The organism is Blautia hansenii DSM 20583, from assembly GCF_002222595.2.
Lineage (GTDB): Bacteria > Bacillota > Clostridia > Lachnospirales > Lachnospiraceae > Blautia > Blautia hansenii.
This window is the reverse complement of the sequence record NZ_CP022413.2, coordinates 1,172,570-1,191,771: the sequence shown is the minus strand read 5'-3', so window position 1 is coordinate 1,191,771 and position 19,202 is coordinate 1,172,570. Positions and strand designations below refer to the sequence as shown.

Genomic DNA, 19,202 nt, shown 5'->3' with positions numbered 1-19,202 from the left:
GTATACATAGCTTTCATACGTTTGTCAATAAAAACGAAAAAAGATGACAGCCCTATTGACCGTCATCTTTATAAATCTTCTTAATCTCCTGTGACAATTCTCTGTTTAAATCATCTAAATCAATACCAATTCCGGGTCCCATATAAGGCATCTGGCTCTGCTTATCGTATTGTTTTTTTCCGATTTCGTATTCCTGCGTTTCATCAAAATCCTCATGCTCTGTCACATTCAATTCGTCATCGTCATAATCCTCTTCGTCAAAAACATCCTGCTGATATTTTTTCTTTTTTACCGCTGATTTTTTATTATTATCGCTGCTGTTCTTATTCCTTGTACTGTGGCTTACTTCCTTGACCTTTGTCTTTTTCACCACTTTTTTCTTCTTTCTTCCGCTTGGCAGGCGAAACAGCTTTGATTCCCAGTCCTTACCCTTCATAAAAGGTGCTGCCTGCACTGCTATACCAATAGCCGCCATAATAAGTCCTAACAGCAGTTCTCCTGCTCCCGCATCCTTCTCCAGCATTTCCATCATCAGGTGAATACCTCCCAGACCTCCGCAAAGAGCTGTAATGCCAATCACCATTTGCTTCTCGTAACCCAGCGCAAAGGTTCCTGCAAAGAGTCCGATAATCAGAGCAATAAAATGCTGTGTAAGCCCTGCATCCTGAAAAAAGGAAACAACAATACTGTATCCCAGTGCAGTACACATAACAAATACACCAAACTTATATAAAAGCCATGCCAGAAGGCCGAAAATCAAAGCGCCTGCTGCCGCCGCAACTCCTGCCATCATTTTATCCTGCAAAAAATACAAACCTGCTCCGAAGCCGACTCCTCCTCCCATAAAGATACCTAAAATACATCCCCATACCTTTCGTAAACGATATCCCATAAAACAGTTTAAAAAAGCAAATACCGTTCCAACGAGATAAATCAGTATCATATATTCTTTTGGTACAAAGCTCCATAACCCCTTAATCAATTCTAAGATCTGGTCTCCCTGTATATTCATAAATCCTTTACATTCCTTTCAGATATACGTGCTTAATATACTTCAGTGTTTCTTTCTCCCCTCTGTCTGCCAACATTCTGAGCAAAAATTCCAAGTCCTCATTGGTCTTTTCATGGACAAACCACAGCTTTTCTTTGCTTTTCAGGAAATACTCCAAAGGCGCTGCGTCTGTATAAGTGTCCGGATGATAATTTCTCGATGCGCTAATTCTGTCCATGACCATTTCCGCAATATACTTTCTGGGCATAGGTACTCCCTGAATAACTGTATCGCAGTCAATTCCGTAATCCACCCAATGCTCAAAATGATGCTTGTTCCTTCCGTAGTGATGGATCCACGCAGTCGATAAACCTGTGGCTTCCCGCTCTGCATTATTGGGGCTTCTTGTTCCCTGATAATATTTGCATCCCACAGAAAATTCTGTCCAGGAATACTTTGATAAATCATGAAGCAGCCCTTGCTTATAAAGTCCTATTTTAAAGCAATATTTCATCACTAAAAGCTTGTGCCTTGTAATCGTTTTAAAATGCTTCCAAATCCGCATACGTCCTGTTCCTGCTTTCCTGCTAAAATCATAACTGTCCTCGGAGGTACTTCTATGGTTTTTCCTGTAACCTCTGTTCCCTCCGAAATTTTTTCTTCTTTCTCTGTTTCTGTGCTGAGAAGTACCTGCCATTTTATCTCATTTTCTGCTCCCGGAAGTGCAATTTCGTGCTCAATCCAGTGGAAATTAAATGCTAAAAACAGAAATTCAGAAGCCTTTCCCGCATATTCATTGCAATACATAATGCCTAAAGAACGGGTATCCTTATCCTTTTCTACATACCATGCCTGTTTTCCGTGATAGGACATATCCGGATAACCGAGCGCCTGATAATCACTGCCCTTCAGTTCTTTTTCCCAATGTAAAATAGGATTTTCCTTTCTGATTTGAATGGCTCTTTTTACAAATTCCCAGAGTTTTTCCTGATTTTTTCTTCCATTCCAGTCAATCCATGACAATTCATTGTCCTGACACCACACATTGTTATTTCCTTTTTGTGTATTTCCCCATTCGTCCCCTTGGAAAATTAAAGGCGTTCCTTGACTGAACAATAAAAGAGAAAAGGCATTTTTCATCTGTTTTAAACGGAGCTCTTTAATGGATGTTTTTCTGGTTGAACCTTCTGCGCCGCAATTCCAACTGCAATTATAAGAAATTCCATCCTGATTGCCTTCCCCATTTGCCTCATTGTGACGTTCTTCATAAGAAACCATGTCCATGACCGTAAAGCCATCCTGATCTGCCATGTAATTGATAACGCCATTACACAGAGGATTTCTTTTCTGACGGAACATAAATTCCTCCGTCATATTTTCATCGCCTTTTAGTACGTGGCGCATGGAATATAAAAAACCTTCGTTATATTCTGCCGCATTTTTGAATTTCGGCACTTTCCCATGAAAAACACAGCTGCCGTCTATGTCATGGAAAAACAGCTTACAGTCTGCAAGCAGCGGATCTTTCATAAAAAGCTCCTGCGATATCCCTTCTCCCATAATATGAAATCCATCAATGTGATAGGTGATTTTCCAATATCGGAGAACGTCCAGCATTTTTGTAAGAGCTGTGTGTTTTCCGAAGTAAAATTCCATCATACATTCCAAGCCTGCCTCATGGAAAGCATTTACCATGTCCGCAAATTCTTTTGCCGGATTTTGTGTTGCGCAAAAAGCTGCCTTAGGTGCAAAGTAACAGGCATCTTCCGTATACCCCCAACAGTTTACTCTCTTATCTGCTGCGGCTTCTTCTGCCGGATGCTCCCCTGCTTTTCCTCTTATGCGGGGCTTTTGAATTTCTCTGTATTCATAAGCCGGCATCAGCAGAACACCGGTAATGCCCAAATCTTTTAAATATTCAAGCTTTTCCTGAACTCCCTGAAAAGTCCCCTTGTGTCTGACTTTAGAGGTTTTGCTTTTTGTAAAGCTTCTCACCTGCAATTTATACAAAACAGAATTACAAAGCTCTATGGGAGTAAATGCTCCGTCGCTCCATGAAAATTTATTTTCCAGATACCCGCAACAGATATTTTCGTCTTTCTCTCCAAAAGAAGCTGTGTGATATAAGATTTTTGCATAATCATCCTGTACCACTTCTCCGTTTATTTTATAATTATATTTCAGAGGATGTTCACAAATCCCCTTCACTGCCATAGAAAGAAGATTTCCCTTTCTTCCCTCCTGTAAAAAGGGAATTTCCAAAACTCCCTCTTTCGTATAAAGCAACAGAGAAGCTTCTGCGTCCTTTTCTGCCTCTAATGTAAATATAAATCCGTCTTTTTGTTTTTCCACACCCTTTGTCCACATATTTCCCGGTGCTGTTTCTATTCTTTTTTCTCCGCGCATACTTCCTCCATATAATCATATACTGCCGGGGCATCCTTTTCATCTGTCAAAGTCACCAGAACGTCTCCCGGAAACAGTATGGTTCTTCCTTTCGGTATCAATTCATTTCCACCTCGTTTTATGGATACCAGAAGGCAATTTTTCGGCCATTCAATCTGCTGTATCATTTTGTCCTGCAATAAGCTGTTATGGCAAATCACAAATTCCTGCAAAATCTTCTCTCCCGTACCTTCTGGAAGCTTTTCTCCACGTCTCTTTAACAATCCGCTTAAAAGACTCTCATAAATCGGTTCTGACTTCAATGCGGAAGCCACCAGATATGCCACAATGGACACCAAAGACATGGAAAGCATCTGGCTTACCTGCCCTGTCATCTCAAAAATCAAAATAATTCCTGTAATGGGCGCTCTTACAATGGCTGTAAAATATCCTGCCATGGCAAGAAGAACCATGTTGCTGATATAAGAAGCGTCCAGTCCCATATACTGCACTGCAAAGGTACTGTAAGCTCCTCCTAAAAGCGCTCCCAACACTAAAAGCGGAAAGAAAATTCCTCCCGGCGCTCCTGAACCAAAGCAAATCAGCGAAAACAGAAATTTCGCCGCAAATAAAATCAAAAGAGAGGTAAGCATCAGATTTCCTTCTGCCGCCATATCAATAAGAGCATGTCCGCTTCCCAAAATCTGAGGCATAACAAGCCCTAATACGCCTGCAAGAAAAAAAGGAATAAAAAGCCGTGTTGTCTCATTTAATTTTTTTGATTTCAAATACAATCCCTGTACCCACATGGTCATCTTATTATAAAAAGCGCCCATAATACCTAAGATTACACCTAAAATCACAATATGCCAGTAATACTGAGGGGGCATTTCTGTTCCCACATCAAACTGGAAAACCGGCTGAAATCCCATAAACTGGCTGGAAATATAATCTGCCGTAATCGATGCAGTCATAACAGAAATTAAAACCGATACGGAAAAGTTTTTATGTATTTCTTCCAGAGAAAACATCACTCCTGCTAGCGGCGCATGAAAAGCTGCCGCAAGTCCCGCACTTGCTCCACAGGTAATTAAATATTTTTCTTCTGTTTTTCCTCTGTCCAGAGTTTGAGAAACTGCTTTTCCCGTCATAGCGCCAATTTGTATAGACGGGCCCTCTCGCCCAAGGGAAAGTCCTGCAAACAAAGAAAGAAAACCACCCAGAAATTTTGCAGGCAGCACACGCTGCCACACCTGATTTAATTTCCCCATCATTTCTCCCTCTACCTGAGGAATACCGCTTCCTGAAATCATGGGTTCGTATTTCACCAGTTTTCCTACAATACAGGCGATAACAAACAATGCCACAAACCATAAAACCGCTGCAAAAGGTTCTTGTCTGGCATATTCTAATACTTTATTCATACCTTTACCGGCATATTCCAAAATAACACGGTATAAAAGCACCACAAGCCCTGCAACAGCGCCCACTAAAAATCCCTCTGCTGTCAGAATTGTCTTAAAACGCTCTGCTCTTTTCATCAAATGTGTTGTATCTTTCTCCAAGCTGCTTCCCCCTCTCATGCAAATGCGCAAAAACTATTCATTTTCCATTATACGTGTCTGCAAATGAAAATGCAAATCCTTTCTGTATTGCATTCCCTTTCTGTATCTGGTAAAATATTTTTAAAACTTAAATGAGAAAGAGGTTAGAAAATGAGCGAAAAAACATATACAACAGATATTGAAAGCTGTAACCCAAGCGATTGCGCTTCCTGTACTGCAAACTGCTCCAGCGCAGGGGGAAATAATCAGGGAACCATCCCAAAAGTTCCAAATCCTACAATTAAATTAACTCTGGAAGACGACACAGTTTTAGAATGCGCGGTACTGACTACTTTTCCGGTGGAAGGCTTTGGAGAATATATTGCACTTGTGCCGTTAAATGAAAATGGAAAAAATACAGACGGCGAAACATACTTATTCCGCTACGCAGAAGAAAATGACGCACCGATTGTTACTAATATCGAAAGAGAAGATGAATACATGGCTGCGGCAGAAGCATTCCATGATTTCATTGCCAATTTAAAATCAGAAGCAGAGCTGGAAGAAGAAGGCGAAAATTAATTTCTGAAAATACATTTCTACATCATGATATCAGGGTCGTAAAGGTTTTCTTCATGACCTCTTGACCCTGATATTCTATAATAATTATAAGTCTATACTTGGAATTTTCACTTCCATATCTACGTCTTTTGTGTAATCCACTCCTGCCAAATGAAAACCAAACATCTGATAAAAGTCTTCCCAATATCCTTCAATATCAGAAATTTCTGTCACATTTTCTGTTGTCACCTGTTTCCATGCCTCTACGACCTTCCGCTGTACTTCTTCTGACAGCTCCCAGTCATCCATACGAATTCTACCTTCTGCATCTGTCGGCACGCTTTCTTTAAAAAGCTTTTCTTTAAAAAGACGTGAAATCTGCTCTATACATCCTTCGTGGTTTCCCACTTCTTTCATAACCTTATATAAAATGGCAAAATACAGCGGTACAATGGGAATAGCTGCACTTGCCTGTGTTACCAATGCTTTATTTACGGAAACATACGCCTGAAGTTTTGGAAATTTCTCTCTCATAACCTTTGCCGTATTTTCCAAATGGCGTTTTGCCTGTCCGATTGTCCCGTCAAAGTAGATAGGATAAGTAAGCTCCGGCCCAATATAAGAATATGCCACAGTCAGTGCATTTTCTTCTATGACGTCTGCATCCTTTAATGCCTCTATCCATTCCATCCAGTCCTCGCCGCCCATAACCTTTTTCGTTCCCTGTATTTCTTCCGGCTTGGCAGGTTCAACTGTTTTCTCTACAATAGTATTATTTCTTAAATCCAGACTTTTTTCTGTAAAGGCTTCTTTTGTTGTTTTTAAGGAAGACACCCATAAATTTCCGTTTTTGTCTGTACGTCTGGGAGCTGCAAGACTGTAAATCACCATATCTGCTTTTCCCCAGTCTTTCTTAATTAAATCAATGGTCTTTTCCTTTATTTCGCAAGAAAAGGCGTCTCCGTTTATTGATTTTGCGTAAATCCCCGCTTTATGTGCTTCTTCCTCAAAAGCTGCCGTATTATACCAGCCCGGTGTAGCTGTGCGTTTTCCGTTTGACGGCTTTTCAAAGAAAATTCCTATGGTCGCTGCCTCGCAGCCAAAGCCTGCCGTAATTCTGCTTGCCAGACCATAGCCTGTGGAAGCCCCGATAACCAGCACCTTTTTCGGCCCTTTCTTTATATTCTGTGCTTTTACATAGGCAATCTGCTGTTTTACATTTTCTCTGCACCCTTCCGGATGTGCCGTAGTACAAATAAATTCTCTTACCTTTGGTTCTATTATCATGCTTTTATCCTCCCGGAGCGAAAACTATTATGATTTCCAATTATTTTGACTCTCAAAATATATTATCATAAAAAAAGATAACATGCAAGTGCTTCCTTTCTCACATGCTATCCTTTTCTTTTATTTTCCCGTTGTACTTCCAAAACCGCCATTTCTTACAGCAGTTGCGTCATCATCCACAGTAATTCCATATTCTAAGAAAATCCCCTGTGCAAAGCCGGTTCCTGCCTGCACCTGAACAGTCTTGCCTTCATTTGAGTCATTTGTAATTTTAATAAAAATATGCCCCTCGTTATCTGAGTAGAAATAATCACTGTCAATAATTCCCACTGTGTTGTTTAACTGCAAACGGAATTTAAAGCCTAGTCCGCTTCTTGGATATAACTTTAATACCCAGTCATTTTCCATTTCCGCACGAATACCCGTAGGAATTTTTATGCTTTCTCCCGGTTTTAATTCAAAATCCACAGGACTGAAAAAGTCGTATCCTGCACTTCCTGCTGTTGCTCTTCTGGGCAGCTTTAATGTGTTATAAACTTCCTTTGCTTCTGCTTCGCTTCTGTCTGCAAAGCAATCCAGAAATCCCTCTGCAAACTGCTCTTCGCTTACTTTATGAAATTTTGCAATTCTTCTCATTTTTCCTCCTAGGTGTGTAATACCACTGTTCCTGTTTTCAAGGACTGCTGCACATCAATAACTCTTTGATTGGAGCTGCCCTTCCATTTCAAAGAAACGTCTTTTTTCTCTTCTATAAATTCTCCGTCTACCAGTACATCAACATATTGCAGAATATCCATTTCTACAATGCTTTCCCACAAAGAACCGGTGTACAGCCAGATGGTTTTCTTAGGATATTTTTCTTTAATCTCCTTTGCCAGCTCTGTTATATCCGCCACGTTCCCCCAGTATAAAGGGTCGCCGCCGGAAAAGGTAACTCCTGCAATATAGCTTTGATTTAACTGCTCAAAAATTTCTTCCTTTGCAGCCTCATCAAATTCCAGCCCGCTGTTCGGGTCCCATGTCACGGGATTTTGACAGCCCTTGCAGCCGTGGTCGCAGCCTGCTACCCACAAAACAGTCCGAAGCCCATCACCATTTAACATATCGTCCTTTGTAATATTATGATAACGCATATTCTTCACCTCTGTACTTTTCTGTTTAAGGAGAAAAAGGGGGCACATTTTGTCATGCTCCCCTTCTTAATCTCTATATTTCTTTATGCTTCTTCCGGAACATCCTTCATGCTGAAGCTGATACGTCCCATTTTGTCTTTTCCAAGACAAACAACTTTTACAACATCACCGATAGAAAGTACGTCTTCTACCTTTTCAATTCTTTCTTTTGAAATTTTAGAAATGTGTACCATGCCTTCTTTTCCCGGTGCAAACTCTAAAAATGCTCCGAATTCTTTGATGCTGATAACTTTTCCTGTGAAAATCTGACCTTCCTGATAGTCGGTTGTAATGGTCTTGATATATTCCACTGCTTTGTCCATCATGTGCTGGTCTGTTCCGCAGATAGATACGCCGCCATTGTCATCAATATCAATTTTTACACCTGTTTCGTCGATAATTGCGTTAATGGTCTTTCCTCTCTGACCTACCACATCGCCGATTTTTTCAGGGTCAATCTGAATTTGAACAATCTTTGGTGCATATTTGCTTACTGTTTTTCTCGGAGCAGGAATACATTTTTCCATAACCTCTGTTAAGATGTATTCTCTTGCTTCTTTTGTTCTTGCGATTGCTTCTTCAATAATCTGTCTTGTCAGACCGTGGATTTTAATATCCATCTGGATTGCAGTAATACCATCATGTGTACCTGCTACCTTAAAGTCCATATCGCCGAAGAAATCTTCCAGTCCCTGAATATCCGTCAGTACAAGGTAATCATCATCTGTCTCTCCTGTAACCAGACCACAGGAAATACCTGCTACCGGCTTCTTAATCGGCACACCTGCTGCCATTAAGGACATGGTAGATGCACAGATACTTGCCTGAGATGTAGAACCATTGGACTCAAAGGTTTCAGAAACCGTACGGATTGCATAAGGGAATTCTTCTACTCCCGGAATAACCGGTACTAAAGCTCTCTCAGCCAGCGCACCGTGTCCGATTTCACGGCGTCCCGGTCCTCTTGACGGTTTTGTTTCACCGACAGAGTAAGATGGGAAGTTATAATGGTGCATATAGCGTTTGCTTACTTCAAATTCATCCAGTCCGTCTAATCTCTGTGCTTCGGATAACGGAGCCAGAGTTGTAATGGTACAAATCTGTGTCTGACCTCTTGTAAACATAGCAGAACCGTGTACTCTCGGAATAATATCTGTTTCTGCTGCCAGCGGACGGATTTCTGTAATGGCTCTTCCATCCGGACGTTTGTGGTCTTTTAAAATCATTTTACGAACTGTCTTCTTCTGATACTGGTAAACAGCCTCTCCTAATACAGCCAGCCATTCTTCGTTTTCAGCAAAAGCTTCTTCTAATTTTTCTGTAATCACACGGATATTTTCTTCACGAACCTGTTTTTCATCTGTAAATACAGCTTCTTCCATTTCTTCCGGTGTTACGATTTCTTTGATTGCAGCAAATAATTCCTCCGGAACTGCACAGCTTTCATAGCTATGTTTTTCTTTTCCGCACTCTGCAACGATTTTATCAATAAATGCAATAATTTCCTGATTTACTTCATGTGCTTTGAAAATTGCCTCAATCATTTTTGCTTCAGGAATTTCATTTGCTCCTGCTTCAATCATAATAACCTTTTCTCTTGTAGAAGCAACGGTAAGCTGAAGGTCAGAAATTTCTTTCTGTGCCAGAGAAGGGTTTACAACCAGTTCTCCGTTTACCATACCAATCTGTGTTGCCGCACAAGGACCGTCAAACGGAATATCAGAAATACAAGTTGCAATAGAAGAACCCAGCATTGCAACAACTTCCGGATTGCACTCAGAGTCCACTGCCATAACCATGTTGTTTAAGGTTACGTCATTTCTGTAATCCTTTGGGAACAGAGGACGCATTGGTCTGTCAATCACACGGGAGGTTAAAATAGCATGCTCGCTTGCTTTTCCCTCTCTTTTGTTAAATCCACCCGGAATTTTACCTACTGCATACATTTTTTCTTCATATTCTACGCTTAATGGGAAGAAATCAATTCCTTCTCTTGGTTTGTCAGAAGCAGTAGCCGTAGACAATACGGTTGTATCGCCATAACGCATCAATGCAGCGCCGTTTGCCTGCTTTGCCACACGTCCTATATCAACTGTCAGTATTCTTCCTGCCAGTTCCATTGAAAAACTTTTGTACATACTTTCATCTCCTTTTTCTTTTTACAGCAAAACCTGTCCGAAACAACTGAAAAACACACTTTTTCAAATGTTCTTTTCAGTGGTCTCGGTATCAGAATTTCTTTGCTGCTGTTCTATCTGCGGCACATTTTATACGCAGTGCCTTGCGTGAAAAAAAGGGCGGAAAACCTTCCGCCCCGTTCTCTGGTTCTGATTATTTTCTAAGACCTAAACGCTCAATTAAAGAACGGTATCTTTCAATATCAGTTTTTTTCAGATATGCAAGTAATCCACGTCTCTGACCTACCATTTTCAGAAGACCACGTCTTGAATGATGATCTTTGTGGTTTACTTTCAAGTGCTCTGTAAGCTCCTGAATTCTTGCTGTTAATACAGCTACCTGTACTTCCGGTGAACCTGTATCACCTGGTGTTCTTGCATATTCTGCCATGATTGCCTGTTTCTTTTCTTTAGAAATCATTTTGTTTTCCTCCATTATTTTAATCTAATCGCCGGTAATTAAGGAATGGTTGGAGAGTCCAATTTCTGAATTACGGCTAATTTCAACGTTTTGAGTATAGCATATCGCACATTGCTTGTAAAGAGATTTTATGAAATAAAAAATCTTGCTCCGCTTACAGCATGGGCTCTGTACAAATCAGAAACTTTAATTCCCGAAGCCGAGCTGCTGGCATGTACTACTTTTCCGTTTCCGATATACATCACCACATGATAAACAGAACCGTTTTCCGCATAAAAAATCAAATCACCGGGCAAAGCCTCCTCCACAGAAATTCTGGTTCCTGCGTTTGCCTGATCTGCTGCAACTCTTGGCAGAGAAATACCAAACTGCTTATAAATGCTCTGCACAAATCCGGAGCAATCTGCTCCGTTTGTCAGGCTTGTTCCTCCCCATACGTAAGGATTTCCCACAAATTGCAGAGCAAAGTCTACTATTTCCTGCCGTTTTCCTCCTATGGATGCAACTGCGGCTACATTTTCCTTTTGCTGCAAGGAATAAGCATATTTCATTTCTTTTTGATTTGTAACCGTTAAATATTCTTCTTTTGTAAATCCTGTTTCCAAATAATCGCAAAAAACATATCCTGAAATTTCGTCTGAAGTAATGTAACACCAGTCTCCCTCCCGGCGTTCAACCTCGCAATATCCGTTCTTAGGAAGCTGTGCCAAAACCGGATGCTGAGTTCCTGCTCCTTCTCGGATATTTAAGCATGTATTTACATCTGCATAAGCGCCGTTTCTTTCCGTTTGTTTTTCAGGCGCTGCCCATACATCTCCTTCTCCCAAAAACATTCCTGTCAAAACAATTCCCGTTACCGTCATCCAAAGTTTAAATTTCTGTTTATTTCGCATAATATATCCCTTTCCCGAGGCTTTTCGCCAAATATGAAATGATAAAAGCCCAAGGGTACGTTCCCTCAGGCTTATCTTTTGTATATTATACGTTTTTTATTCTTCCGGTTCTTCGTCTAAAATAGAAAATGCAATATTGGTCGCATGGTCTGCCACTCTTTCCAAGCCGGAAATAATATCCGAGAAAATCATTCCCGCTTCCTGCTTACATTTTCCTTTTTTCAGTCTTTCTACATGGGCTTCCTGCAAATCCCGTTCCATTTGGTCGATACCGTTTTCCAAATCCAGAATTTCCTGCAAATGCTCCTTACTGTTATTAGAAAACATATCAATGGAATAATTGGTGATTTTAATAACCCGATGAAGCATTTCCAAAAGCTCTGCTTCTGCTTCTTTGCTGAAGGAAATGTTTTTTTCTTTTCGCAGCACTGCTGAGTCAGCAGCATTTTCTGCGTGGTCACCAATTCGTTCAATATCATTTACCACATGGAACAGACCGCCTATATTTTTCATATCATCCATAGGAAGCGTGCTTTGACTGATTTTCACCAGATAGTCGGTAATGGCATGGTTCATGTAATTAATCTGTTTCTCTGTTTCATAAACCTTCTGTATTCCCTTATCCTCCGGCTTCATCAAAACATTTACGGCATCTGTCAAGTTCTCTACTGCAATATGTCCCATACGCTCCAGCTCCTTTGTCACCTCTACCACTGCGGTATTCGGTGAAAATACACTGGCCGGACCTATATATTCCAGCTGAAAACCTTCTTGTTTTTCCCTGACTGCCTTATCCGGCACAAACAGGTATGTAAGTTTTACAATCCATTTTGCAAACGGGAACAGGATAATTACCTGAAAAACTTTAAAGAAGGTATGGGCATTCGCCACACATCTTCCGATATTGTCACCGGAAATTCTGCGTATTCCGGCTTCTACCCAGCTTTCTCCCAGAAGCAGAATAGCTGCGATTACAATCGTTCCCATTACGTTAAACAGAAAATGTATCATTGCCGCACGCTTTGCATCTTTGTTGCCGCTGATACTTGCCAACAGCGCTGTGGTACAAGAGCCGATATTACAGCCTAAAATAATGTAAAAGCATATCCACAGAGGCAGAAGTCCCTGCTGCGCCATTAAAAGCACAATACTGACTGTAACAGAGGAGCTCTGAATAATTGCTGTAATAACAAATCCGATGAGAATTCCCAAAAACGGATTGTTAATACCATGAAGAAGCTCCACAACAAACGAAGACTCTTTCATTCCCTCCATGCTGCCTGACATCAGAGATAAGCCCATAAATAAAACGCCAAATCCCAATATCACTTCGCCAATCTGCTTCACCTTGTTATTTTTGCAGAACATGGTAGCAATCACACCCAGCATTAAAAATACCGGTGCTGCCTGAGACAGATTAAATGCGACCAACTGTGAAGTAATGGTAGTACCTACATTGGCACCCATAATCACCCCTGCTGCCTGCACCAAATTCATCAGTCCTGCATTGACAAAGCTGACTACCATAACCGTTGTTGCGCTTGATGACTGTACAATTGCACAAAAAAGCATACCAAACAGCATACCGATAAAACGATTTTTGGTAAAGAAGTCAAGGAAGCTTCTCATCTTTGCTCCTGCCGCTTTTTCAATGCTTTCCCCCATTACGGTCATGCCGTATAAAAACAGACCAAGACCGCCAATCAGCGACAATAGGTTTTCTATATTCATTTTTCTCTCCTTCGTAAAAAAGATTTCTTTTCAAAACCTTTATTTTATGATAATCGAAGTTCTAATGCTTGTCCATATTCTTTTTCAAAAAAAGCTCGAGCTGTTTCTACATCTATATCTAATTGTGTCTTTAATTCTGACAAAGAGTCGAACTTTTTCTCAGGACGCAAATATTTGTAGAACCGCACTTCTGCCTCCTGCCCATACAAATCTTCATTGCAGTGAAAAAGATAGGTTTCCACTCCGATAAAATTTTCCTTCACCGTAGGTTTATAGCCTACATTTGTAATTCCGGAATAAACTTTTCCTCCCACAGAAGACTGTGTCACATACACGCCGTTTGGAGGCAGTTTTTTCATTGGCGGGGGAATTAAATTTGCAGTAGGCACACCTATGGTTCTTCCAAGCTGCCTGCCATGAACAATTTCCCCTTTGATAAAATAAGGATAACCCAGCAGCTTTTGCACCTTTTCCATTCGTCCCTGTTCTAATTCTTCCCGAATGTACGTGCTGCTGATTTCCCTTTCGCCGTCTCTCTCTTTTTCAATAATTTCTACTGTAAATCCATATTTCTCTCCCAATGCAGAAAGAACTTCGGGATTTCCGCTGCGGTTATGTCCAAAATGAAAATCAGAACCGATTGCCACATATTCTGCATGAAGCCTGTCTACCAGATACTCTTTGACAAAAACTTCCGGCTCCATATTCATCAGCTCTTCTGTAAAGGGACATTCTGCCAAAATATCTGCATGAAGCGCCTCCGCCACCTCTCGTTTTTCTTCATAAGTTAAAAGCAGCTTTGGCATACATTTCTGCTGATAAGCCTTGTAGGGCAAATCAAAAGTAAAAATTATGGTACGACAGTTTTCGCCGGATTTTTGTTTGATACATTCCACCAGCTTTTGATGTCCTCTGTGAAATCCATCAAACTTTCCCAACGTAACCGCACTCCGTATACCGGAATTCAAATGAGGGACTTCTGTTGTATAAATCATAGCTTCTCCTTTGCCTCATTGAAAATCCTGAGGGGTACAAAATATTGTCAGCGGCTTGTACTGCTGTTTGGAAGCGTTCCATTCATAAATTCCGATAAAAATACCGCTGCTGGTATACATACGCACTCTTTCTTGGAGAGTATTTTGCTTACAAGGAACAGGATTTCCGTTTTGCAGCATTTTATCAAACTGCGGCTGTGCCAAATAAGCCGGATAGGAAGAAAACATTTCTTCCACGGAAACAATTTTTTCATCTATTTTCTCTTCCTGTACAAGCGCTTCTATTTGAGATAATTTTAAACTGTCTTCAATGGAAAAACGCTCCACCTGTGTTCTTAACAAGCTCTCCATACAGCCCATACAGCCCAATTTTTCTCCGATGTCGTGACAAAGCGTACGAATATAAGTGCCTTTTGAGCAGGTTACGGAAAAGCGCACAAAAGGCAGCTCCATTGACAAAATTTTTATCTCATAAAAAGTAACCGGTCTCGGCTGACGCTCAATTTCAATGCCCTCTCTGGCAAGCTCATACAGCTTCTTTCCCTGTACCTTTAAAGCAGAATACATGGGAGGAATTTGCTGCTGCTCACCTAAAAAACCTGCCATACAGGCTTCCACTTCAGATGGAGTAACTTCTACCGGACATTCTTTTAAAATCTTGCCGGAAATATCCTGTGTATCCGTCTCTATTCCTAAATGAAGAACCGCTTCATAAGTTTTTCGCTTATCTGTCAATAAAGAACATAGCTTTGTACCTTTTCCCAGACAGACCGGAAGAACACCTTCCGCATCAGGGTCTAACGTCCCTGTATGTCCGATTTTTTTCTGTTTCAAAATTCCACGAAGCTTTGCAACCACATCATGAGAGGTATAGCCCTTTTCTTTATAAACATTAATAATTCCGTTTTTCATTTCTAATTCGCATCTTTCAACAATTGTTTTTCAATAGCACGCAGCAGATTATTCATGGCATCATAAACAGAACCGCACAAGGTACATCCGGCTGCAAGAACGTGTCCGCCGCCACCAAAATAAGACGCCACCTCATTTACATCTATCCTGCCGTTTGAGCGCAGACTTACTTTAAACTCCTGTGACTTTATCTCATAGAGGAAAATAGCAACCTCCACTCCTTTTGTTACCCGTAACTGCTGCACAATTCCGTCTAAATCTTTTGGTGTGACATGGTAAAATTCCATGTCTTTTTGGCGAAGACTTCCGATAATACACTTTCCGTCAAGAACCAGAATGCTTTCCATCAGACATCTTCCCAAAATCTGATTTTGCACATAAGTCTTTTCGTAAAAAGCCTGATCTACAATTTTTGAGAAATTAATCCCTGTCTCCATAAGCTTTGCTGCAATTTGCATGGTCTGAGGTGTTGTACAGGAATATTGGAACACGCCGGTATCATTGACAATTCCTGTATAAATAGCTTCCGCACAGCTTTTCGTTACTTTTTCCTCTTCCAAAAGTGTATACAAAAGCTCTGATGCAGAGCTTGCAGTCGGACGGATTAGGTCAATATCTGCAAAGCCTTTGTTGCTCACATGATGGTCAACACAAATGGTCTTCTTGGCAGTATCCAAAGCAGCTCCCACTACACCGACTCTATCTTTCACACTGGTGTCCAGAATAAACAGCACATCATATATCTTATTCTCATCCAGCTCTTTTTTTACCTCATGGATGGAGTTCAGGAAGGAAAATCCCTCCTTCACTTCCTCCAGATATACATCCGCTTCAATTTCCGGATAATTTTCCTTCAGATACAGATATAAGCCCATACAAGAGCCTACACAGTCACCATCCGGTCTTACGTGACCGGCAATGGCCGCTGTTTTCACTCCTGCTAATTCACTGGTTATTTTCTCCATCTTCCTGCACCTCCTCTTTTCCGGTGACTTCATCAATCAATTTTGACATGGCAACACCGTACTCAATAGACTCGTCTAAAATAAAACGAATTTCCGGAGTATTTCTAAGATTGATATTTTTTGCAAGCTGTCTGCGAATATAGCCTTCTGCACTTTTCAAGCCTACAATGGTATTATTTTTTGCCTCTTCATTTCCCATAACACTGATATAGGCTCTGCATGTTTTTAAATCCGGAGCAACTTCCACCGCTGTTACTGATGTCATGGGATGAATTCTCGGGTCTTTAATCCCTTCCCGAATTAAATTCGCCAGTTCATGCTGAACTTCTACATTTACACGGGTATTTTTAATACTGTTTTTTCTCATGATTTCCTTTCCGCTTTCTAAAAGCTCTATCTTGGAACTTCCACCATAATATATGCTTCTACTCTGTCTTCTTCCTTGATGTCGTTGAAATCTTCAAATACAAGACCACATTCATATCCTGCTTTTACTTCTTTTACGTCATCTTTAAAACGTTTCAGAGAAGCCAGCTCGCCTTCAAAAATCTGCTCGCCTTCTCTGCTGATACGTACTTTACAATTTCTCTGGAAAATACCGTCCAGAACGTAAGAACCGGCAATATTTCCAACACCTGATGCCTTGAAAATCTGACGTACTTCTGCATGACCGATAACTTTTTCTTCGAATACAGGATCCAGCATACCTTTCATAGCAGCTTCCACATCTTCGATTGCCTGATAAATAACACGATAAAGACGTAAGTCAACGCCTTCCTGCTCTGCAACAGATTTTGCAGTTGCATCCGGTCTTACGTTAAATCCGATAATAATTGCATTGGAAGCGCTTGCCAGTGTAACGTCAGACTCGTTGATTGCACCAACACCGCCGTGGATTACTTTTACAACAACTTCTTCATTGGAAAGTTTTACAAGACTCTGTTTTACCGCTTCTACCGAGCCCTGTACATCAGCTTTGACAATCAATGGCAATTCTTTCAGATTACCTGCCTGAATTTGACTGAATAAGTCATCCAGAGACATTTTTGCCTTTGTTTCTTCCAGAAGACGGTTTTTATTTTCAGAGACAAAGGTCGCCGCAAAGTTCTTTGCTTCTTTATCGTTTTCTGTAACAACCAGAATTTCTCCTGCATTTGGTACATCGCTTAATCCCAAAATTTCAACCGGTGTGGAAGGACCTGCTTCTTTTACTTTTCTTCCCTTATCGTCAATCATTGCACGAACTTTACCTGAGCATGCTCCTGCCGCAATAAAGTCGCCTACACGCAGTGTTCCCTTCTGTACTAAAATAGTTGCCACAGGACCTTTTCCTTTATCCAGCTCCGCTTCGATTACAAGACCTCTTGCTCTTCTGTTCGGGTTTGCTTTCAGCTCTGCAACTTCGGCAGTTAAAAGTATCATTTCCAACAGATTGTCAATTCCTTCTCCTGTGTGAGCAGAAACAGGCACAAAGATTGTACTTCCGCCCCAATCCTCCGGAATTAACTCATATTCGGATAACTCCTGTTTTACTCTTTCGATATTTGCACTTGGTTTATCAATTTTGTTGATTGCAACAATGATTTCTACGCCCGCAGCTTTTGCATGGTTAATTGCTTCTACTGTCTGTGGCATAACACCGTCATCGGCTGCTACTACCAAGATTGCAATATCTGTCGCATTTGCACCACGCATACGCATTGCAGTAAACGCCTCATGTCCCGGTGTATCTAAGAAGGTAATCTTTTCGCCGTCTACGCTTACCATATAAGCGCCGATATGCTGTGTAATACCGCCTGCTTCACGGTCAGTCACATGAGTTTTTCTGATGCAGTCCAAAAGAGAAGTTTTACCATGGTCAACGTGTCCCATAACACATACAACCGGCGGTCTGGAAACCAAAGTAGCCGCATCCTCTTCTTCTTCTTTTAAAAGCTCCTCGATTACATCGACTTTTTCTTCCTGTTCTGCAATAATATCGTAATCTAAAGCAATTTCTTGTGCCTTTTCAAAATCAATTTCATGGTTTACCGTAACCATAACACCTTCTAAGAAAAGCTTTTTCACAATTACAGACGGCTGCATTTTCATTTTTTCAGCCAGCTCACGGATTGTCATTTTTTCCGGAAGTGTAATTTCCTTCACTTCTTCCTTCTTTTCTTCCTTAGGATGAGATACCGGCTTCTGAAGCTGCATTGCTTTCGGAATTTTCTGTGCCTGACGGCGTCCGCCCTGATTTGGACGTTTTCCCTGATTTTGATATTCATCTCTGCGGTTGTCTTTTTTCTTGTTTTCTCTGTTTGCCTTACGGCTGTCTTTTTCTACAAACTCCAGCTTTGGAGCATCAAATTTAGAGGACTGTTCACGTCTGCTGTCATTTCCTCTTCCATCGTTTCTGCCGCCAAAACGTCCGTTTCCACGTTCTCCCTGATTATTTCCAAAACGGTTTCCGGAGCGTTCTCCGTTTCCATTGTTATTATTGAAACGATTGCCCTGACGATTTTCTCCGTTTCCGTTAAAACGGTTATTTGAGCGGCCTTCCTGATTATTATTTCCATTATAGCGATTATTATTTGGTCGGCCTTCTCCATTGCTGCGATTGTTTGGACGGCCTTCCCCATTTCCGTTAAAACGGTTATTTGGTCGGTTCTGGCGGTTCTCTCCGTTTCCGCCCCTGTTGTTTGGACGGCTTTCCCCGTTATTTTTATTAAAACGGTTGTTTGGTCGGTTTTCCCCTCCGTTGTTATTGCGATTACCCTGACGGTTCTCTCCGTTTTCTTTATAACGATTGTTATTTGGTCGGTTGTTATTTCTATTTTCCTGTTTCAAATCCTGTGTACCTCTGTTTTCTTCGCTTCTATGCTCCTGCGGTTTTTGTTTCTTCTCCGATGTATGGCTGGCATTCTGAGGGCGGAATACCTGAATAATCTTTTTCTTAGGTTTTTCACCATCTTCCTGTTTTGCAGGAGAAATTCCTTCTTGAGCAGTTTTGTTTCCTTTTTTATAAGTATCTCTCACCATGTTGGCATGTGTTTCGTCTACATTGCTCATGTGACTGGTTAATTCTATATTTTTTGATTTTAAAAAATCTAAAACCTCTTTATTTGTTTTGTTTACTTCCTTTGCTAGTTCGTAAACTCTTATTGTTGACATATATTGCCCTCCTTC

At 40.9% G+C, this 19,202-nt stretch carries 17 protein-coding genes; 1 reads left to right on the top strand and 16 read right to left on the bottom strand.

Annotation, left to right across the window (positions count from 1 at the left end; all coding sequences use genetic code 11):
• Positions 1-52 precede the first annotated feature (52 nt).
• From CGC63_RS05815 to CGC63_RS05800, 4 genes are read right to left on the bottom strand one after another with little or no spacing between them, the layout of a single operon-like run.
• A complete protein-coding gene (locus CGC63_RS05815; protein ID WP_004222657.1) occupies positions 53-1,012 on the bottom strand; it encodes a transmembrane protein in 960 nt (319 codons plus the stop codon).
• Positions 1,013-1,019: 7 nt separating this feature from the next.
• On the bottom strand, positions 1,020-1,556 hold the full coding sequence (locus CGC63_RS05810; RefSeq protein WP_009246682.1) for a DUF5662 family protein: 537 nt from the start codon (positions 1,554-1,556) through the stop codon (positions 1,020-1,022).
• The gene (locus tag CGC63_RS05805) at positions 1,508-3,397 is read right to left on the bottom strand and encodes an alpha-amylase family glycosyl hydrolase (protein ID WP_004222660.1); all 1,890 of its coding nucleotides are present in this window, start codon (positions 3,395-3,397) and stop codon (positions 1,508-1,510) included. The genes CGC63_RS05810 and CGC63_RS05805 overlap by 49 nt, the downstream gene beginning before the upstream one ends.
• Positions 3,376-4,941, bottom strand: coding sequence for a ClC family H(+)/Cl(-) exchange transporter (locus CGC63_RS05800; RefSeq protein WP_040351262.1), 1,566 nt, complete (start codon positions 4,939-4,941; stop codon positions 3,376-3,378). The genes CGC63_RS05805 and CGC63_RS05800 overlap by 22 nt, the downstream gene beginning before the upstream one ends.
• A gap of 150 nt (positions 4,942-5,091) precedes the next feature.
• On the opposite strand from CGC63_RS05800, the gene CGC63_RS05795 reads away from it, so the two are divergent.
• Positions 5,092-5,502 (top strand): DUF1292 domain-containing protein, encoded by a 411-nt coding sequence (locus CGC63_RS05795; RefSeq protein WP_004222664.1) that lies wholly within the window; start codon positions 5,092-5,094, stop codon positions 5,500-5,502.
• Between the two features lie 84 nt (positions 5,503-5,586).
• Here CGC63_RS05795 and fabV read toward each other — a convergent pair whose 3' ends face one another.
• The 12 genes from fabV to infB form a co-directional block, all read right to left on the bottom strand.
• Positions 5,587-6,768, bottom strand: coding sequence for an enoyl-ACP reductase FabV (gene fabV, locus CGC63_RS05790; RefSeq protein WP_004222666.1), 1,182 nt, complete (start codon positions 6,766-6,768; stop codon positions 5,587-5,589).
• Between the two features lie 120 nt (positions 6,769-6,888).
• The gene (locus CGC63_RS05785; RefSeq protein ID WP_004222667.1) at positions 6,889-7,404 is read right to left on the bottom strand and encodes a dCTP deaminase/dUTPase family protein; all 516 of its coding nucleotides are present in this window, start codon (positions 7,402-7,404) and stop codon (positions 6,889-6,891) included.
• Between the two features lie 8 nt (positions 7,405-7,412).
• Complete coding sequence (nrdG, locus tag CGC63_RS05780; RefSeq protein ID WP_039925090.1) at positions 7,413-7,901, bottom strand: anaerobic ribonucleoside-triphosphate reductase activating protein; 489 nt, start codon at positions 7,899-7,901, stop codon at positions 7,413-7,415.
• An 83-nt stretch (positions 7,902-7,984) separates the two neighbouring features.
• Positions 7,985-10,078 carry a polyribonucleotide nucleotidyltransferase gene (locus CGC63_RS05775; RefSeq protein WP_040351263.1) on the bottom strand — a complete coding sequence of 698 codons (2,094 nt, stop codon included), beginning with the start codon at positions 10,076-10,078 and terminating at the stop codon, positions 7,985-7,987.
• A gap of 193 nt (positions 10,079-10,271) precedes the next feature.
• On the bottom strand, positions 10,272-10,538 hold the full coding sequence (gene rpsO / locus CGC63_RS05770) for a 30S ribosomal protein S15 (protein WP_009246686.1): 267 nt from the start codon (positions 10,536-10,538) through the stop codon (positions 10,272-10,274).
• Positions 10,539-10,666: 128 nt separating this feature from the next.
• Complete coding sequence (locus CGC63_RS05765; protein ID WP_004222674.1) at positions 10,667-11,431, bottom strand: C40 family peptidase; 765 nt, start codon at positions 11,429-11,431, stop codon at positions 10,667-10,669.
• A 96-nt stretch (positions 11,432-11,527) separates the two neighbouring features.
• Positions 11,528-13,162 (bottom strand): Na/Pi cotransporter family protein, encoded by a 1,635-nt coding sequence (locus CGC63_RS05760; RefSeq protein WP_004222676.1) that lies wholly within the window; start codon positions 13,160-13,162, stop codon positions 11,528-11,530.
• Positions 13,163-13,206: 44 nt separating this feature from the next.
• Positions 13,207-14,157, bottom strand: coding sequence for a bifunctional riboflavin kinase/FAD synthetase (locus CGC63_RS05755; protein WP_004222678.1), 951 nt, complete (start codon positions 14,155-14,157; stop codon positions 13,207-13,209).
• A gap of 15 nt (positions 14,158-14,172) precedes the next feature.
• A complete protein-coding gene (gene truB, locus CGC63_RS05750) occupies positions 14,173-15,069 on the bottom strand; it encodes a tRNA pseudouridine(55) synthase TruB (RefSeq protein WP_004222680.1) in 897 nt (298 codons plus the stop codon).
• 2 nt (positions 15,070-15,071) lie between these two features.
• A complete protein-coding gene (locus CGC63_RS05745; protein WP_004222682.1) occupies positions 15,072-16,034 on the bottom strand; it encodes a DHH family phosphoesterase in 963 nt (320 codons plus the stop codon).
• Positions 16,015-16,401, bottom strand: a complete 387-nt coding sequence (gene rbfA / locus CGC63_RS05740; RefSeq protein WP_004222683.1) for a 30S ribosome-binding factor RbfA — start codon at positions 16,399-16,401, stop codon at positions 16,015-16,017. Before rbfA ends, CGC63_RS05745 begins: the two co-directional genes overlap by 20 nt.
• Positions 16,402-16,427: 26 nt before the next feature.
• The gene (gene infB / locus CGC63_RS05735; protein WP_004222685.1) at positions 16,428-19,187 is read right to left on the bottom strand and encodes a translation initiation factor IF-2; all 2,760 of its coding nucleotides are present in this window, start codon (positions 19,185-19,187) and stop codon (positions 16,428-16,430) included.
• Positions 19,188-19,202 lie beyond the last annotated feature (15 nt).

What these genes read in the sequence shown, in the direction of transcription:
- CGC63_RS05815 (WP_004222657.1), bottom strand. Translation starts at nt 1,012, where the DNA reads ATGAATATACAGGGAGACCAGATCTTAGAATTGATTAAGGGGTTATGG.
- CGC63_RS05810 (WP_009246682.1), bottom strand. Translation starts at nt 1,556, where the DNA reads ATGCGGATTTGGAAGCATTTTAAAACGATTACAAGGCACAAGCTTTTA.
- CGC63_RS05805 (WP_004222660.1), bottom strand. Translation starts at nt 3,397, where the DNA reads ATGCGCGGAGAAAAAAGAATAGAAACAGCACCGGGAAATATGTGGACA.
- CGC63_RS05795 (WP_004222664.1), top strand. Translation starts at nt 5,092, where the DNA reads ATGAGCGAAAAAACATATACAACAGATATTGAAAGCTGTAACCCAAGC.
- fabV (WP_004222666.1), bottom strand. Translation starts at nt 6,768, where the DNA reads ATGATAATAGAACCAAAGGTAAGAGAATTTATTTGTACTACGGCACAT.
- CGC63_RS05785 (WP_004222667.1), bottom strand. Translation starts at nt 7,404, where the DNA reads ATGAGAAGAATTGCAAAATTTCATAAAGTAAGCGAAGAGCAGTTTGCA.
- nrdG (WP_039925090.1), bottom strand. Translation starts at nt 7,901, where the DNA reads ATGCGTTATCATAATATTACAAAGGACGATATGTTAAATGGTGATGGG.
- CGC63_RS05775 (WP_040351263.1), bottom strand. Translation starts at nt 10,078, where the DNA reads ATGTACAAAAGTTTTTCAATGGAACTGGCAGGAAGAATACTGACAGTT.
- rpsO (WP_009246686.1), bottom strand. Translation starts at nt 10,538, where the DNA reads ATGATTTCTAAAGAAAAGAAACAGGCAATCATGGCAGAATATGCAAGA.
- CGC63_RS05765 (WP_004222674.1), bottom strand. Translation starts at nt 11,431, where the DNA reads ATGCGAAATAAACAGAAATTTAAACTTTGGATGACGGTAACGGGAATT.
- CGC63_RS05760 (WP_004222676.1), bottom strand. Translation starts at nt 13,162, where the DNA reads ATGAATATAGAAAACCTATTGTCGCTGATTGGCGGTCTTGGTCTGTTT.
- CGC63_RS05755 (WP_004222678.1), bottom strand. Translation starts at nt 14,157, where the DNA reads ATGATTTATACAACAGAAGTCCCTCATTTGAATTCCGGTATACGGAGT.
- truB (WP_004222680.1), bottom strand. Translation starts at nt 15,069, where the DNA reads ATGAAAAACGGAATTATTAATGTTTATAAAGAAAAGGGCTATACCTCT.
- CGC63_RS05745 (WP_004222682.1), bottom strand. Translation starts at nt 16,034, where the DNA reads ATGGAGAAAATAACCAGTGAATTAGCAGGAGTGAAAACAGCGGCCATT.
- rbfA (WP_004222683.1), bottom strand. Translation starts at nt 16,401, where the DNA reads ATGAGAAAAAACAGTATTAAAAATACCCGTGTAAATGTAGAAGTTCAG.
- infB (WP_004222685.1), bottom strand. Translation starts at nt 19,187, where the DNA reads ATGTCAACAATAAGAGTTTACGAACTAGCAAAGGAAGTAAACAAAACA.